Source organism: Enterococcus sp. DIV2402, assembly GCF_017426705.2.
Lineage (GTDB): Bacteria > Bacillota > Bacilli > Lactobacillales > Enterococcaceae > Enterococcus_F > Enterococcus_F lowellii.
This window is the reverse complement of record NZ_CP147251.1, coordinates 2,041,834-2,057,559: the sequence shown is the minus strand read 5'-3', so window position 1 is coordinate 2,057,559 and position 15,726 is coordinate 2,041,834. Positions and strand designations below refer to the sequence as shown.

At 32.7% G+C, this 15,726-nt stretch carries 19 protein-coding genes; 13 read left to right on the top strand and 6 right to left on the bottom strand.

Annotated elements, in window-relative coordinates:
• Positions 1-2: 2 nt before the first annotated feature.
• Complete coding sequence (gene fghA / locus DOK78_RS10005; RefSeq protein ID WP_243430429.1) at positions 3-839, top strand: S-formylglutathione hydrolase; 837 nt, start codon at positions 3-5, stop codon at positions 837-839.
• 139 nt (positions 840-978) lie between these two features.
• Here the strand turns inward: fghA and DOK78_RS10000 are convergent, their stop codons facing one another.
• The 3 genes from DOK78_RS10000 to DOK78_RS09990 form a co-directional block, all read right to left on the bottom strand.
• Positions 979-1,470 (bottom strand): YajQ family cyclic di-GMP-binding protein, encoded by a 492-nt coding sequence (locus tag DOK78_RS10000; RefSeq protein WP_207940494.1) that lies wholly within the window; start codon positions 1,468-1,470, stop codon positions 979-981.
• A 103-nt stretch (positions 1,471-1,573) separates the two neighbouring features.
• On the bottom strand, positions 1,574-1,702 hold the full coding sequence (locus DOK78_RS09995) for a hypothetical protein (RefSeq protein WP_279381635.1): 129 nt from the start codon (positions 1,700-1,702) through the stop codon (positions 1,574-1,576).
• Positions 1,702-2,700 carry a DUF4950 domain-containing protein gene (locus tag DOK78_RS09990; RefSeq protein WP_243430431.1) on the bottom strand — a complete coding sequence of 333 codons (999 nt, stop codon included), beginning with the start codon at positions 2,698-2,700 and terminating at the stop codon, positions 1,702-1,704. The genes DOK78_RS09995 and DOK78_RS09990 overlap by 1 nt, the downstream gene beginning before the upstream one ends.
• Before the next feature lie 151 nt (positions 2,701-2,851).
• Here DOK78_RS09990 and DOK78_RS09985 point away from each other — a divergent pair, with 151 nt between their 5' ends.
• The 3 genes from DOK78_RS09985 (at position 2,852) to DOK78_RS09975 (ending at position 4,112) form a co-directional block, all read left to right on the top strand.
• Positions 2,852-3,187 (top strand): metal-sulfur cluster assembly factor, encoded by a 336-nt coding sequence (locus DOK78_RS09985; protein WP_207940495.1) that lies wholly within the window; start codon positions 2,852-2,854, stop codon positions 3,185-3,187.
• 162 nt (positions 3,188-3,349) lie between these two features.
• Positions 3,350-3,754 carry a phage integrase N-terminal SAM-like domain-containing protein gene (locus DOK78_RS09980; RefSeq protein ID WP_207940496.1) on the top strand — a complete coding sequence of 135 codons (405 nt, stop codon included), beginning with the start codon at positions 3,350-3,352 and terminating at the stop codon, positions 3,752-3,754.
• Between the two features lie 49 nt (positions 3,755-3,803).
• On the top strand, positions 3,804-4,112 hold the full coding sequence (locus DOK78_RS09975; protein ID WP_207940497.1) for a hypothetical protein: 309 nt from the start codon (positions 3,804-3,806) through the stop codon (positions 4,110-4,112).
• 158 nt (positions 4,113-4,270) lie between these two features.
• Here the strand turns inward: DOK78_RS09975 and DOK78_RS09970 are convergent, their stop codons facing one another.
• From DOK78_RS09970 to DOK78_RS09960, 3 genes are all read right to left on the bottom strand, one after another.
• Complete coding sequence (locus DOK78_RS09970; RefSeq protein WP_207940498.1) at positions 4,271-4,888, bottom strand: Type 1 glutamine amidotransferase-like domain-containing protein; 618 nt, start codon at positions 4,886-4,888, stop codon at positions 4,271-4,273.
• Between the two features lie 66 nt (positions 4,889-4,954).
• Complete coding sequence (locus DOK78_RS09965; protein WP_207940499.1) at positions 4,955-5,416, bottom strand: GNAT family N-acetyltransferase; 462 nt, start codon at positions 5,414-5,416, stop codon at positions 4,955-4,957.
• Positions 5,417-5,773: 357 nt separating this feature from the next.
• Positions 5,774-6,670, bottom strand: coding sequence for a hypothetical protein (locus DOK78_RS09960; RefSeq protein WP_207940500.1), 897 nt, complete (start codon positions 6,668-6,670; stop codon positions 5,774-5,776).
• A gap of 814 nt (positions 6,671-7,484) precedes the next feature.
• On the opposite strand from DOK78_RS09960, the gene DOK78_RS09955 reads away from it, so the two are divergent.
• From DOK78_RS09955 to DOK78_RS09915, 9 genes are all read left to right on the top strand, one after another.
• Positions 7,485-7,913 carry a hypothetical protein gene (locus DOK78_RS09955; RefSeq protein WP_243430433.1) on the top strand — a complete coding sequence of 143 codons (429 nt, stop codon included), beginning with the start codon at positions 7,485-7,487 and terminating at the stop codon, positions 7,911-7,913.
• A 127-nt stretch (positions 7,914-8,040) separates the two neighbouring features.
• Entirely contained in the window at positions 8,041-8,976 is a 936-nt protein-coding gene (locus DOK78_RS09950) for a dihydroorotate oxidase (RefSeq protein ID WP_207940501.1), read from the top strand.
• 11 nt (positions 8,977-8,987) lie between these two features.
• Complete coding sequence (locus tag DOK78_RS09945; protein ID WP_207940502.1) at positions 8,988-9,494, top strand: GNAT family N-acetyltransferase; 507 nt, start codon at positions 8,988-8,990, stop codon at positions 9,492-9,494.
• A 139-nt stretch (positions 9,495-9,633) separates the two neighbouring features.
• Complete coding sequence (locus DOK78_RS09940) at positions 9,634-11,949, top strand: glucosaminidase domain-containing protein (protein WP_207940503.1); 2,316 nt, start codon at positions 9,634-9,636, stop codon at positions 11,947-11,949.
• Positions 11,950-12,037: 88 nt separating this feature from the next.
• A complete protein-coding gene (locus tag DOK78_RS09935; protein WP_207940504.1) occupies positions 12,038-12,223 on the top strand; it encodes a hypothetical protein in 186 nt (61 codons plus the stop codon).
• Positions 12,224-12,475: 252 nt separating this feature from the next.
• Positions 12,476-13,348, top strand: coding sequence for a viral A-type inclusion protein (locus DOK78_RS09930; protein WP_207940505.1), 873 nt, complete (start codon positions 12,476-12,478; stop codon positions 13,346-13,348).
• Positions 13,345-14,253: a hypothetical protein gene (locus DOK78_RS09925; RefSeq protein ID WP_207940506.1), complete on the top strand. Its 909-nt coding sequence runs from the start codon at positions 13,345-13,347 to the stop codon at positions 14,251-14,253. Before DOK78_RS09930 ends, DOK78_RS09925 begins: the two co-directional genes overlap by 4 nt.
• Before the next feature lie 96 nt (positions 14,254-14,349).
• A complete protein-coding gene (locus DOK78_RS09920) occupies positions 14,350-15,057 on the top strand; it encodes a class I SAM-dependent methyltransferase (RefSeq protein ID WP_207940507.1) in 708 nt (235 codons plus the stop codon).
• Positions 15,058-15,071: 14 nt separating this feature from the next.
• On the top strand, positions 15,072-15,725 hold the full coding sequence (locus tag DOK78_RS09915; protein WP_207940508.1) for a thermonuclease family protein: 654 nt from the start codon (positions 15,072-15,074) through the stop codon (positions 15,723-15,725).
• Position 15,726: the final 1 nt, after the last annotated feature.

Here is a 15,726-nt window from a genome sequence, read left to right as displayed (position 1 = left end):
CTATGACGATTCAAACAGTGGAAACACATAAGACTTTTAATGGAAATCAAACGAAATACCGCCACTTCTCAAATAGATTGAATTGCGAAATGGTCTTTAGTGTATTTTTACCTCAAGTAACTGATAATCAGCAAATTCCAATTGTTTGGTGGTTATCTGGTTTAACCTGTACCGATGATAATTTTAGTCAAAAAGGACAATTTCAACAATATGCAGATCAATACAAGATTGCAGTGGTTATTCCAGACACTTCGCCTCGAGGGGAAACTGTTGCAGACGATGATAACTGGGATTTAGGACAAGGAGCGAGTTTCTATCTCAATGCTACGCAAAAACCTTGGCAGACGCATTATCAAATGTATGACTATTTAACCAAAGAATTACCATCAATTGTTTATGACTTAGTACCGAATTTTTCTGGACGTGAAAGTATTATGGGACATTCAATGGGAGGTCATGGAGCTTTAATCCTTGGATTGAAGAATCCCCAACGCTTTGCTGCGATTTCAGCATTTGCACCGATTAGCAATCCGCTAAATACACCATGGGGTAACAAAGCTTTTACAGCGTATTTAGGTACCGATAAAAAAGAATGGGAGAATTGGGACGCAACGGCATTAATCGCTAACGGCGATGTTGTGCCACCTATTTATATTACTCAAGGAACTGCAGATAATTTTTACGAAGAACAATTAAATGAGCAAGCTTTTTTAGAAGCAACAGAAAAGAGAAAAGTGAATGTTCGTTATCAAAAAGTTGATGGATACGACCATAGTTACTTTACGATTGCGACATTTATTGGTGAGCATTTTGCTTTTCATCAAAAACACTTAAAGTAATCTAATAGCTAACACAGGTCTTTGACATAAGGCAGTATACAAGTAAAATATCCGAACTAGAAGGTGATTGCTGAAGTAGCATTTCTCACTTTCTATGGTTCGGATATTTTTGCTTTGACTGCTATCGTAGTCTAAATGTTTATCTGTAATTGGTAAATTGAAGCTCAATTGGTAAATCTAATTTGCGTAATAATTGAATAACTTCTTGCAAATCGTCACGACTTTTTCCGGTAACACGAATTTGATCGTCTTGAATTTGAGCTTTTACTTTTAATTTCGCATTTTTAATTGCTGTAGTTACTTTTTTGGCATTTTCTTTATCAATCCCACTAATTAGTTCAGCATGTTGACGTGATTTTGCTCCTAGTGCGTGTTCTGTTTCTGAAAAGTGGATATTTTTAATAGGTACGCCACGTTTGACTAACTTTCCTAACAAAACATCTTTAATTTGTTCTAGCTTAAAATCATCGTCGCCTACGATAGTCAATTTTTGATTATCAAACGTAATATCTACAGTTGCCCCTTTAAAATCAAAGCGATTTTTCAATTCTTTCAATGTCATTTGAATCGCATTTTTAACTTCTTCCATATTCATTTCTGAGACTACATCAAAACTAGCATCTTTTGCCATTATTTTCCTCCTTATAAACTGGATTAATAGTTCATAACTATTATCTATAATTATATCAATTTTTTGGTAATTCTGTAATAGATGTTTAGATTTTTATAGTTGTTTATTGCCAACTACATTCGCCAGTATCAGCATATACTGTAATCACGCCAATTGCCATGGAATTCATTCCATTCCAACCATTTTGTCTGACACGAATTGAATAATAAGGTCTGCCCGAAGCATCGGCCATTACTCCTGCATCGTCACTAAATGTGTAATTATCAAATTGTGAACTATCACCGCCATCAGCCATAAAACTTTTGGCGCTTTCGATTGCTTCAAAAGAATTAGCGGTGCATCAGAGGAAGTAACATTTTCTGAATGTACGTGTTCTTGTTCCTCTATAAGAGCTTGATCTTCAGCTGCTTTTTTAGCTCGGAATTCGTCTAGAGTGTAGTTGCCTAGGTGGATATATGTTGCTCCTTCAATTGTTAGGGTGCCATCGGTTTCTAAAATTAGATCTGTTGTATTTTCCTTTTCATGGATGAGACTCATCATGGATTTACCATCTGGTGTAGTACTAAAAGAATAGCTTGGGTAAGAAGGAGTATCCCCATCAATCCCGCCAGTAGTAAAGGAACCGTCAGCGGCAATAAAAAATAAAGTGTCTGATTGAGGCAGTCCCCAACCACCAATGAAATCAGCTAATGTGACTTGAACAGAACGTGTTTCTTCTGTGAGTTCCGATTCAGTTGAGAAAGAAGTAGAGCGACTAGCAGACGAAATAGAGCTGGACTCCATGGTACTCTTTTCGGTTTTTGCATAAGGTTTGAGTAGTAAAGTTTCAGAGCTAGCGTCTTTTTTAGGTGTAAATACAATATTCTTATCTTCTCTGGTTACTGTAAATTCCGTATTATTGCTCTCATCTTCAATATCTTGTATAGTCATGACATTATTTTTTAAGGTATATTCTAATTTGAAGTCCAAATTATCTATTAAATTTTTTGCAAATTCCTCACCCAAAGCTTCCCATTCATTTTCCGTATTGGATGCTAGACCACCACTGTCTATTTTTATAGTCATCACATGATTAGAAAAAGACGCAATCATATTGGGTTCCTCTTGATTCGCTGATTCCACGAGCCAATCATTCGCTTTTAAATCTGCTGTTGTTACTTTTTTAGTACAACCTACTAAAAAGACTAGTAATATTGCTACCAACAAATTACTTTTAACTACTTTTTTCATTTTTAGACTCCATTCTTGAAATAATATTTTAGTATTACAATGTTTATTGTATCATCATTTAATATTGAATTCCCTCAAGGATAAGTTCATTTATTTACAAATGCCAAGAAACACGGTATTATTTCTATAGAATCAACAGGGGGGATGTAAGATGAGCGAACTAAGAACAGAGCAAGAAATTGAAGAAATTAAAGACCGCATTCTAACTGCCTTAGAAACAGTTATTGACCCAGAATTAGGAATCGATATTGTCAATTTAGGCTTAATATATGAAATCGAATTTGATGGTGAAACTGGCGAAGCTATTATCAAAATGACTTTAACAACCATGGGCTGCCCATTAGCAGACGTATTGACTGAGAATATTCATGACGCATTAGAAGATGTACCTGAAGTGCAAAAAATCGAAGTCAAATTGGTTTGGTATCCAGCATGGACGACTGATAAAATGAGTCGTTATGCACGGATTGCTTTGGGGATTCGTTAGGGTTGGTATAATAGGGTTTATGGATGATTTGGAGCCGAAAACTTTTAAGAAAATATCACATTCTATCAGTAATCCTAATGAATTAAAATAACATTGTTTAATAAGATTCTTTTATAAATCACAACTTTAAATTTATTGGTTTATAAGGGGGTCTTATTTGTTTTGTACAAAATTGATATTTTTACAGCTTTAAAGGAGCTAGAACTATCTGAAAAATCAAGAGGACTGACACAAGGGACAATTAAAAGAAATCAAGGTTTTGTAGGGCGATTTTTAAAACATACTTATAGCAACTTTAACATTAATTATGTAGATGAAATCCAGCTGAATCATGTTAAAAGCTTCCTTGTCTATGTTTTTGAACAAGGAAATAAAGCGGCATATGTCAATACTTACAGAAAGGCAATCAGCGCCTATTTTAACTATATTGAAGGAGAAGAATACATCCAATATTACAAAAACCCTATGTTAAGAGTTCCCAAAATGAAAGAACCAGAAGTATTAGTTTTTGCATGGTCGGATGACGATATCAAAAAAATAAAATCAAAGCAACTCGCTGGAATATGAGCAAAACGAGAGGAAAAGAAAACTATTTGTTGATGAAGGTATTCTTTTGATGATTATGCTTTTAGCTGATACGGGTATCCGCTTGGCGGAGTTACGGAATTTACGAGATGATAATTTTAGCAAAAACTCTATTTTATCAAAAACGGTAAGGGCGGAAAGGACAGAGTTGTTTTTTGTATCCCCTATTATTTTAAAACAAAAATTAAAATACGACAGAGCAAAAAGTAATTATTTTGAAGAATGGAATGAATATCAACAAAGCAATTTTGTTTTCCTTGGACAAAGGGGCAAGAAACTAAGCGCTGATATGGTGGTGCAACGGGATACAAGGCGACTATGGAAACTACGCAAGCAATGAACCGAATACGATACGGTTGTCCTGTTGTTCTATCAAACAACTTGAATCTGAAAAAATTTTTTCTACGGCTATTTTTGATTCTATTATAGTTCCAACTGAACAATTAAATGATACCCTTATTGAATGAGTACCATTTAGTTGTTCAGTTACCTTTTTAATTAAACTGTTTTAACAATTCGCTTATGATTGCCTTCAACAATAATCCCTTCATTGTTCTTAATAAAGCAGAAGTTTAATTGTTCTTTATATTGTTTTTCTATGTCTATAGTCACTTCACTAAATGGAATATCTTTGTAGTGTGGTAGTGTATAAAAATCAACTACATTTAGCCCCGAAAAAGAATTTAGACTTGAGGCCTTTTTAGGATCATCCATTGTTCTTACATATTCAATTGTTTCAGAAAGAACAATTGCTCCAGCAGATTCACCAATATAAATCTTTCCTTTTTGTATTTCTTCAATGATAACTTGATCCGCACCAGATTTCTTTAATTCCTGTAGTAGAAAGAAACTATTCCCACCTGTGACATAAATACAATCGTTTTCTTGTAACTTCTTCTTGATTTCTCCTAGTTTGGCAGTAGATACGTCTAGGTGATCCACTATTAATCCCATCTTTTCTAAAGCTTTTTGACCAGATTCAACATAAAAGGTTACCTTTTCTACGTTGCTAGCTGTAGGAATAAACGTAACTGTCTTTTCTACCAAATCTCTATTAAATGAACGTAACTCGGTAGAAACTTCTTCAAATGAGGATACTAAAAATAAATTTTTCATAAATACTTCCTTTCTTTTTTTATTCTTCTATAGCCTAGCATTCAAAGGTGCCAATTCATGACACCTTTAAGACAAATCTTTACTTAAACAAACTGAATCTGCCATGTCAGTATATGGAAGAAAGTTATCAATCTCTCGATAGTTCATTGATTTATACATGTTCACTGCTGCTCGATTGTTTTTACCAGTCTCTAAAATAAGTCGGTTAAATCCATCTTTTCTCACTTGCTTCTCAAGTTCGAACAACATAATTTTCGATAAGCCTTTCCCACGATATTCTTCACTAACAAAAACTCTCTTCACTTCAACTGTATTCGCTGCATATTTTTTAAATGCAGCGCATCCAATGGCAATTTCTTTATCATACAATACAAAGGCTTTAGTTATATTTGATAGTTCATTAAATGAGGCATACTTATTTCTTTCTTCTTCCGGTCGATCAGCGCTAATCCCATTTAAATTTTCATCCAGCACTTTAGTTAGTTTGATAAAATCCAAATTCGCTGCATCTGTAATTAATATTTCCATTTGAGTACCTCCAAAATTATAAATAGTTTTGTGACACCAACTATCTCTATATTTGATTCTATAAAGCAGTCATAAACTAATATTTGTTCAAAAATAATACAAAAAAACTAAACCGCAAGTTCTGTTATTATTAAACGTTGTTCTAATAAAAGTTTATGAATCAAGTTTTCGCCATGATTATTATTATCTAATGTTCTAGCATATTCTTTTAACATATTAGTTACAAGTTCAGATTGTTGCAATTGTAATTTTTCACTGGTCATTCTTTCATAAGGCTTGTAGTAGAAAATTAAAGTCACAGAGGAAGAATATATACCATAATAATCAAAAATAGATTGAAAATATGAATAATCCAAACTACTCAAGGAATTTAATACAATCTATTTTATCTTTGTTAGGCAATATCGTCTCTTTCCTATTTTTATGATTATTAGAAATCATTTGCCTAAAAGTTTTGGTGTACTTATATGCATAATCATTAAAATCAATATTTTTTTGATCAATTCCAAAAATTATATCGTGATTTTTTAAACTACCATGAACATTTTCAATTCTTTGATTTTTGTCATTTACAGGAATAGACGTATAATTAAAAGTGAGAATGCTTGCTTGTTTATTATTAACTGAATGATTCTCATTAATGATATTGCGTAATAAGTTCACTTGTTTATCAATATATGAAGTTCCGTTACTAATAACATTGTTATCTAAATATACATTGAAATCTTTTTCAAGCTGTTTTAATTCATTTAAAAGAAATTCTTCATTAGTTTTATCAGCGTATCTTTCTTTTGGAAAATATTTCTTTGCAATAGCCATAGCAAGTTTTATCATTCCTGCAGCTGTTATCTCGTTCATGTGAGTAGTCGATGATAGTTTAGTTAATCTAAAATTAGTATGGTCAGAACTCATCATAGTTATAATTGAATCTACATTATCTAAAGGAACCAGAAAATCATGTATTCGCTGTTCTATTAAATGCCATTCGCTTGCATTGGTTAATTTAGAATAGAAAAATACTATATTCCAAAAAGTTAAGTCACTTATATTATTATCAAGTATAGAGGTAGCTTTAAAAATAGAATTTAGATCAAAGGAATTTTCTACTAGAGTACAAGGACTATTAATATACAATGAATTATGGCTATATAAATGTTCAAATGTACGTCGTATAGAATCAAGTGATTGCTCAGTTATTAAATCAATTCTATCTGAATAAAAATCTCCATAACTAGATTTCAGATCACATGACAAATCAAAACCATTTCCTAAAATAATTAAATCTTCTTTAATGCATTAAGACACTTCCTAACTAATTATTTAGTATTACAACTATGATATGCATAAACCATAAAAAATACTAGTTTTTCTTTGTTATTTTTTAGGGTTCAGATTAAAGAAAATAATCGTATTATCAGTATTATGTGTTGGTTTAAAAACGATCAAATAGTATACTTATGATGTTAAAATGTTGATTTATAGAAGTTTCTAAAATGTAAAATAACAAAAAATAATTCCCTTCAACCTGGACAACCGATAAGATGAGCCGTTATGCACGGATTGCGTTGGGGATTCGTTAGGGTTGGTATAAATGATTTTTTATAATTAGAATATCAATGAAGTTGTTATTAAAAGTGTACGACAATTAAAGAACCGTTTTCTTTGGATTAAGCCATAAAATCTAAAGGAGGGGGTTCTTTTTCTATGCTTAAAAGACTTTTATGTAAATTGGAACCATAGAATGATACTCATAAATATGATAGTTAAGAAAATACATATAGATTTTTATACAATACATGAGATATGTCTAAATTATAAATGTAATAGATTTTCTTAACTTATGGGAAAGTATATACTGTATACACCATCAAAAACAGATATATGAGAAAGGAAATATTAGTTGGGTTCTAGGCAGAAGAAAATCAGAGGTTGGAAAAGAAAGAAACGAGCCGTTGTATATTGGAAAAACAGAAATTTACATTTAGTAGATAAAGAAACCCTGTAACTTGATGCTAGGGATTATGTTAAAGTCTGGATTTATCCTTTTTATTCTGTCAATCAGTATTCTTTGCCAAGTTGGTATAAAAAATTAATCATCGATTGTTTAATACAGATATATGATTGTTGGCAGAAAGAACTAGACTCATTAAATAAACATTATTACTTGAAAATTTGGGTATTTGAAAAAGAATTTATGCAGTCACAAGTTGTTGTTGCGGTGGATCAATTTGTCCATTCTTATGATAATTCTTTTGAAGGATTAAGCAAGATTGAAAAACTACCATTCAAGTTACAGACTGAAAAGAGTAAAGAATTTGAATGGAAACAAGGTTTTATGGTATCTACTTTTACCGAAAAAGAGCTGAGGAACTGTTTGAAAGAAAATAGTTATTCTCAAAAAGAAATCAATGAAATTAAAAAAAATGCGTATCTAATAAAAGAAGATCATAATGACAAAATCTATTTTATAAAAAGTGAAACTGTTTGGATAAATTAAAAATAAATCTATAATTTTTTTCGTATATTATTATGAAAAAATAAAATGGGATTACTCACTAGCTATTGCTTTTGTACCAACAAAAAGCTACACTAATGAGAGAAAAAGAAAGGGGAATAAATATACGATGTTACAAACAAACTTTGTTGATTATAATTTTGAAAATCCGTTGATGAATGCGTCAGGTATTCATTGTATGACAGTTGAAGAATTGGATGAATTAGCTCATTCTACTGCGGGTGCTTTTATTACTAAAAGTTCAACACTACAATTACGCGAAGGAAATCCTTCTCCACGTTATTATGATGTTCCATTAGGCAGTATCAATTCTATGGGGTTGCCTAATTTAGGCTTACAATATTATTTAGACTACGCAATAGATCGTCAAGATAGATTTGATACACCAATATTCTTTTCAATTGCTGGAATGAGTGTTGCTGAAAATATTGAGATGTTAGAAATCATCCAAGCAAGTGATTTTAATGGCATAACAGAATTGAACCTCTCTTGTCCAAATGTACCAGGCAAACCACAAGTAGCATACGATTTCCCATTAACAGAAGAAATTTTAACAAAAGTTTTTTCTTTCTTCACAAAACCTTTAGGGGTAAAATTACCGCCATATTTTGATTTGGCCCATTTTGATGAAATGGCGACAATTTTAAATAAGTTTCCTCTAACTTATGTTAATTCAATTAATTCTATTGGAAATGGTTTATATATAGATACAGAAAATGAATCAGTAGTGATTAAACCTAAAGATGGTTTTGGAGGAATTGGTGGAGAGTATGTTAAACCAACTGCTTTAGCAAATGTGCGTGCTTTTTATACACGCTTAAATCCAAGTATTAAAATTATTGGTACTGGTGGGATTCGTACAGGTCAAGATGCATTTGAACATTTGTTGTGTGGTGCAACAATGTTACAAATTGGTACTGAATTGCATAAAGAAGGAACAGCAATTTTTGATCGAATTACTAAAGAACTAGAAGAAATTATGCAAGCAAAAGGATATACAACCATCGATGAATTTCGAGGTAAGTTAAAATCTATTACTGACTAAGAGGCAAATGAATGAAATTTAGACAGGCAACGTTAGAAGATCTTCCTGCGTTAATGGAAATTGTTCAAGATGCCATCCAAATTCTTTGCCAGCAAGGCTCTCCTCAATGGCAAAATGGCTATGGACCCAATGAAGAAAAATTGCGCAATGATATTGAAGCAAAGGTAATGTTTGTTTTAGAAGACGTATCTATTTTAGCCATGGGAGCTTTAATTCCAGGTGTTGATCCAGTTTACACTGCGATTCAAGATGGTCAGTGGGAAGGCCATGCTTCTTACCTCTCCATCCATCGTATCGCTGTAGCTAAACAGTCATCCGGAAAAGGCTTAGCAAAGTCATTGCTGATCCACTTAGTCAATGAGGGACATAAGCAAGGAGTTCGTGATGTGCGAATTGACACACATGAGTTGAACATTGGCATGCAGAGAGCAATTTTAGCAACTGGTTTTCATTATCGAGGAATTGTTTATTTCCCTATTCCAGATGGAAAAAGATACGCATATCAAAAATTGGGATAAAAAAGATAGGAAAATCCCTGATTGGGGATATTTCCTTTTCTTTTTACGTACTTATTAGTGAAACGCTTTAAAAAACGGGGGATTTATTTTATAATAAATTTAATATAATAAAAAAATAAACATTACGAAAGGAACGCTTATGAAAAATAATTTGAAATTAAAACGTGCTTTAGCTGCGTTCAGTATTGCGCTTCTTTTGATGTCTAACACTGCGCCAGTTTTGTCTGACGTCACAGCAACAATCAGCAGTAGTGAGCAACCTTCTAGTACTGAGACAAGCTCAATGGAAGAAATAAACGATACAAGTATAGAAGAAACTACTAATATATTAGAATCTTCAGAATCAATAGTTGAATCTGAAGAGACAACTAGTTCTAGTTCTTTTGAAGGATCGACCTCTGAGGAAAGTACAACAACAGAAGAATCCACAACTGAAACAAGTTCTGAAAATGAGATAGAACAACCTGAAACTACGGAATCATCTATACCTGAAGTTCCAGAAGAAACAACAACACCAACTCAAGAATCAAAAGAACCTGATTCAAGTAGCCAAACAACTTCTTCAGAAACAACAGAGTCAAGTACATCAGAATCAAGTTCTAACAGCAATAATAGCGGAAATAGTAGTAAAGAAAATAGCGGAAATAAAAAACCTAAAGTACCAACAAGCGATAAGAAGCAACCGAATAGACAAAAAACACAACAACAAAATAACCAACAACCAAAAGAATCAACACCAACTACGCAAGAACAAAAAAATCAGGTGACAAATAATGTTGTCCAATCTAATCCAGTTACACCTAATACGCCATTATTTATTGGACCAAGTACTTCTGGTTCTGAAACTTCTTTAGATAATCGATTAGTAACAACAGACATTTCGTCTTCTGATTTAAATGGTTATGAGTTACCGTTATTAGATTCATTCAAAGATCAACGTTCTGCCGCTCTAGTTGTTGAAGCGTTATCACAATTACAAGCAGAATATAAGCAGGATGCAAAAGGACCAGATGCTTTTGACAATCTTCATTTACCAATTTATATTTATGATAAAGTATTCGGTCAAAAATTAGGAAATAGCTACGAAGATATTCGTCATTCAGGAACCGAAATTGCTGTTAAGGACGCGGTACCAGGTGATATTTTCTTGTGGGAAACAAATAAAAAAGTCACTCAAGTAGCGATTTATCTTGGTCAAGACCGTTTTATTATGGCTGATGAAGAGTTCAGTAAGAAACAAATAGCCTTACATTCTGATGAGGATGCAAAAGAGGAAAAAACTGAAAAAGATGCCAACGATAAAAAAGAAGAGAAAAAAGCTGAAAAAGAAATTATTCCAGGCGTAGGAGTCTTTAAACTCCAAACAGAAGAAGAAAAGGAATCAGCGACTGTTGGCCAATCTGCTAATATTTATAAAGAACAACCAACAACAGCAATTCATTTTTCTGAAAATAATCGGCTAACTGACCATGGAAAAGAGTTGATTAAAGGTTACGCGGCTTCTTTTGACTTTAGAGCAAATGCAGCAACGCAACGTTTTATTGAATCAATTGGTGAATCAGCTCGAGAATTGGGATTGAAATACGATGTGTTTGCTTCAGTTATGATTGCCCAAGCAATTTTAGAAAGTGGTTCAGGAACAAGTGGTTTATCAACGAGCCCTTATTATAATTTATTTGGAGTCAAAGGTAGCCACAATGGTTCATCAGTTACTCTTGCAACAAATGAAGATAACGGTAGTGGTCAATTATACCAAATCAATTCGGCATTCCGTGTGTATCCGAGCTATAAAGAATCCTTGGAAGATTACGTACAGTTGCTTCGAGGTGGAATTAGTGGGAACACTTCTTTCTACAAAAAAGTTTGGCGTTCGGAAGCCAAAAATTATTTACAAGCGACAACTGAATTAACAGGAAAATATGCGACAGATACATTTTATAATAATAAATTAAATTCAATTATTGCTGTGTATAATTTAACCCAATACGATGAAGCAAAAACATCGATGGATTTAAACTTTAGTAATGCGACTATTCAAGATTTTTCTGGCATACCAGAATCTTATCGTCATTTAGTAAAATATCCTAAGTATAATGGAGTCAATTACAATACATCGGGTTCATACGGCTCTGATCAATGTACTTGGTACGCCTTTAATCGTGTACATCAATTAGGTGGGACTGTCGGCGATTATATGGGAAATGGTGCTGATTGGGGAACTACTGGACAAAGAACAGGATACAAGGTTTCTTCAACACCAAAAGCTGGTGATGTAATTAGCTTTAAACAAGGAGTGGCAGGGTATCATCCATTATATGGACATGTTGCCTTCGTAGAAGCGGTTGGAGAAGATAGTATTTTAATTTCTGAAGGAGACATTTCGTACTTAAATTATCGTATCATTCCAAATGAAATTGCACTATCTAGTGGTGTAAGTTATATTACGCCTAAATAGTTCATTATTTTTAGATGAAAATTAGCGATAATGCTTGTCACGTAAAACAAGACTTGATAAGATATGTACGAAAAGGACGGTGTCGTTTATGAAAAAACGTTTAAAAAAAAAGCAAGCTTACAAACAATACATTAAAGATATTTTTGAAGGCTATGAATCAATGCTAGAAAATCCAGAGTTAGAAGAATTAAAATTCAATTATTTAAAAGAAGAAACGATTTTAAAAAGAGACGAGAATCGTCAAATTCGCTTTAAAACCCATGATATTATCTAAATAAACGATGAATGTTTACCATCAAAGACATCGAAATTACTCGATGTCTTTTTTGTTTACTTAATATTAGGTATTAAGTGAGCGTTAAGCTTAGTAAGTTAAATTAATTATATACTGAGCCAAAAAGAGTTTTTAATCCTAAGAAATTTACGAAAAAAATTTAAATAAAAAACAAAAAGAGAGGTTTTCATCCCCATTTTTCTAGTAAAAATGATAAACTATAATAGAGAAAATTTAGAGGAGGGCATTGTTATGTCTGAGGAAGTACTAGAAGAAACAGATCATCGAGAAACTTCTAATAAGTACCAAGACTTTAATAAAGTTAAAAAAGTTGCTTCGAAGAATATTGTTTCTATGCTAAAAGATTTACATGATTTTGAAGCAGCGATTGAGACTGAAAATATTCCTGAGATTTATCGGATTTATAAAGGGAAATTGCATAAAGAATTAAAAGAAACTTCAAATCAAAATCACGAAATTGATGAACTTTTATCTACGAAGCTACATGATAAGTTTGTTGAGCGTTTTCCATTTATGGAATATGTTGAAAAGATTTCGCCGACTATTTATTATTATAAAATCGGGACGTACTACCGTGAACGAGCAACAATTGGTTTTGATGCGAGTATTCCAGAAATTTTTGTGTTACCAAAAATTGATGATGAGTGGCAACATTATCGTCCCGACAATCGAGAATTATTAGAAGTGATTGAAAAACAAATTGATAACTTGGATGCTAAGATTATTGCAGCGGAAGAAGAGCTTAAAAATTTAGAAAAAGAAGCGCAAGATTTATCTGCTAAAAAAGAAGAACTTTCTAACAGTAAAAGCTTTTTCAATCGTGCAAAAACCGAAGAAGAAGTGGAACAGTTAAACAAACAAATTGCCGAAATTAATAAGAAAAAAACGGAATGGCTACCATTTATTCAAAATAAAAATAAATCCAATCAACAAAAAGAACAACTAATGCGTACTTACGAGGAAACTCGCTTAAAACGCGCAGTTGTGACTAAAGAGTATCGTTTTATTAATCAGTATTTTGGTTCAATGAAAGAAATGAATGAGCAAATTCAGCAATTTCTTGCCGATTATTTATCACCTAAGAAAGGAGAGCTAGATAAATGAGTAAATCAAAGAAAAAAGTTACACGAAACTCTCCAACTGCTGATAAATCACCCAAAAAAGATAATTATTATAGCTTGAAGGAAAAAGATCACCAAGCAATTATGCAACTCATTTCAGAACGAGAAGATGAGCTTGCCGATTTATACATGCGTAAGGCATTACTGGAAAGTAGCTTTGTAGAATTATTGGATGCTTATTGCCAATTTATTATGCCAAAGGTGCCGATTTCTAAAACTGCAAAAACAAACTTACTAGCTTATTTTTCTTATGAATTGCTAAAACCGTTAAAAACTATTGGCTTAACGCAAACAGATCGAGAAAATGTTTGGAAAAGCAAGCATTTTGACGTGGCATATGAACTAGATAAAAATAATGACTTAGAATTAAGCTTTAAGATGGAAACAGTAGATACTCGTTTTGAAGCTGCCTATATGCCACTTATTCTGATTCATCCCAAAGATATGACGGTCGAAGTGGATGAAAAACAAGTATTAAAGCTTATTCATTTGTGGCATAAAGACAAAATTTTCTCGCATAATCAATTATCATTAATTAACTATGATTTAAATCAACTGTTAGCATGGTTTAAAGAACTTGGTTTTGATGTTGCACCAAGCTTATTAGATAACACACGTGCATTAAAACGAGAATTTACCAGTGATTTGGTAGTAGATACTAAAGTTTTAGATGATATTTTCATCATTAGCATGGAATCTACTGAATATGATTTTGATAAATTCGATGATTACCATTACCAAGTAAAACTAAATCAAAGCCAAACAGTGGATATTTTTTCTGAGAAAGGTAAAACGCGATTGTTTATTGATTCGAATAATCGTCGACGCTCAATTTTGGATTTCTTTACCAATTATCCATTCTTAGTGCCTTTAATTGTCCGTAGTTAACTAGATATCCGTACTATAGAGAGGCGGTTCTTGTGATTTAACAAGTATTCTAATCATATATAGTTCGGATATTTTTATTTTTATAAAGGAGTCACGATGAGAAATTTAGAAGAGGCGCGTCTATTTTGGGATGATTTTGCAGAAGAATACGCTGAGATTCAAGAGGAATCGCAAGTGAGCATTCAAAGAGATGTGTCGAGTTTTTTATTAGCCAAAAAAATATTGCCTACGCATACTTTTTTGGATTTGGCGGGTGGGGTAGGCAAATATATTCCAGAAATAATTGAACATGTGGAGCAATATACACTAGTAGACTTTTCTGAAAAAATGCTAGAAATTACAAAAAGTAAATACAACTATCCTAATCTATGTCTTCTTCATGATGATCAAGAATCATTTTTGAAGCAAACCCCAAAACAGAGTTATGATCTTGTCTTTTCTGCAATGAATCCGGCTCTTACCACGCCAAATGAACTTAAAGAAATGATACGTATAGCAAATAAGTATGTTTGTCTTCTACGCGTGATTGAAGAAAAGGATACTATGTTTTCTTTATTGGAAACTCCTGATGAAGAATGGCAATGGATGGAAATGTACAAAACTTGGTTAAGTAAACCACATTGTACCCAGACGTTCACTTATACGTCGAAAGAAAAAATTTCGAAAGAATTTTTTGTAGATTACTTTTCTATTGATTTTCCAATTGCAAAAATTCAAACCTTAGCCGATGACTTATTTAAAGAAACAACAGAAAAAATCAATGAGACAACAATTACTTTTGAGTTGTTGATAATCGAAATATAAAGGAAGTTGCAACAATGAAGAAAAAAATAACCAGCTTTTTAACCGTACTCATTGTAGTAATTGTCGGAGTATGGCAATGGTTAAATCCAAGTGAATTTTTGGAAACAAACGAGCCCAAACAAGAACAAACAACCACAACTACTACAATTGCTGAAGAAACTGTTCAGGCGATTGACGAGATTGATTTAGAAAACCCACCACGATTTGAAAAAATCAGTGTGTCATCTTTACGTAGTGTGGATGGGGATACTTTTGCTTTTTATACAAAAGATGGTGTGGAACACAAATTACGCTTATTAATGGTTGATACACCTGAAAGTGTCAAAAAAGATACAGCGGTGCAACCTTATGGCAAGGAAGCAAGTGAGTTTACTAAAGAACAATTAGTAAATAACGATATTTCTCTTGTTTTTGACAAGGGAGAAGTCGTGGATAATTATGGACGATTTTTAGCTTATGTATATGTCGGAGAAAATTCATTGCAAGAGCTTTTATTAGAAAATGGACTAGGGATTGTTCGTTATGTTAATGCAGGTGGCGATAGTTTCGTAAATGAATTGTTATCAGCTCAGCAAAAAGCACAAGAAGAAAAACGAGGTGTTTGGAGCAAAGAGAATTATGTGGCGCAAATGAAAAACGGTTACTATCGTTACAATGAAGTTGAATAGA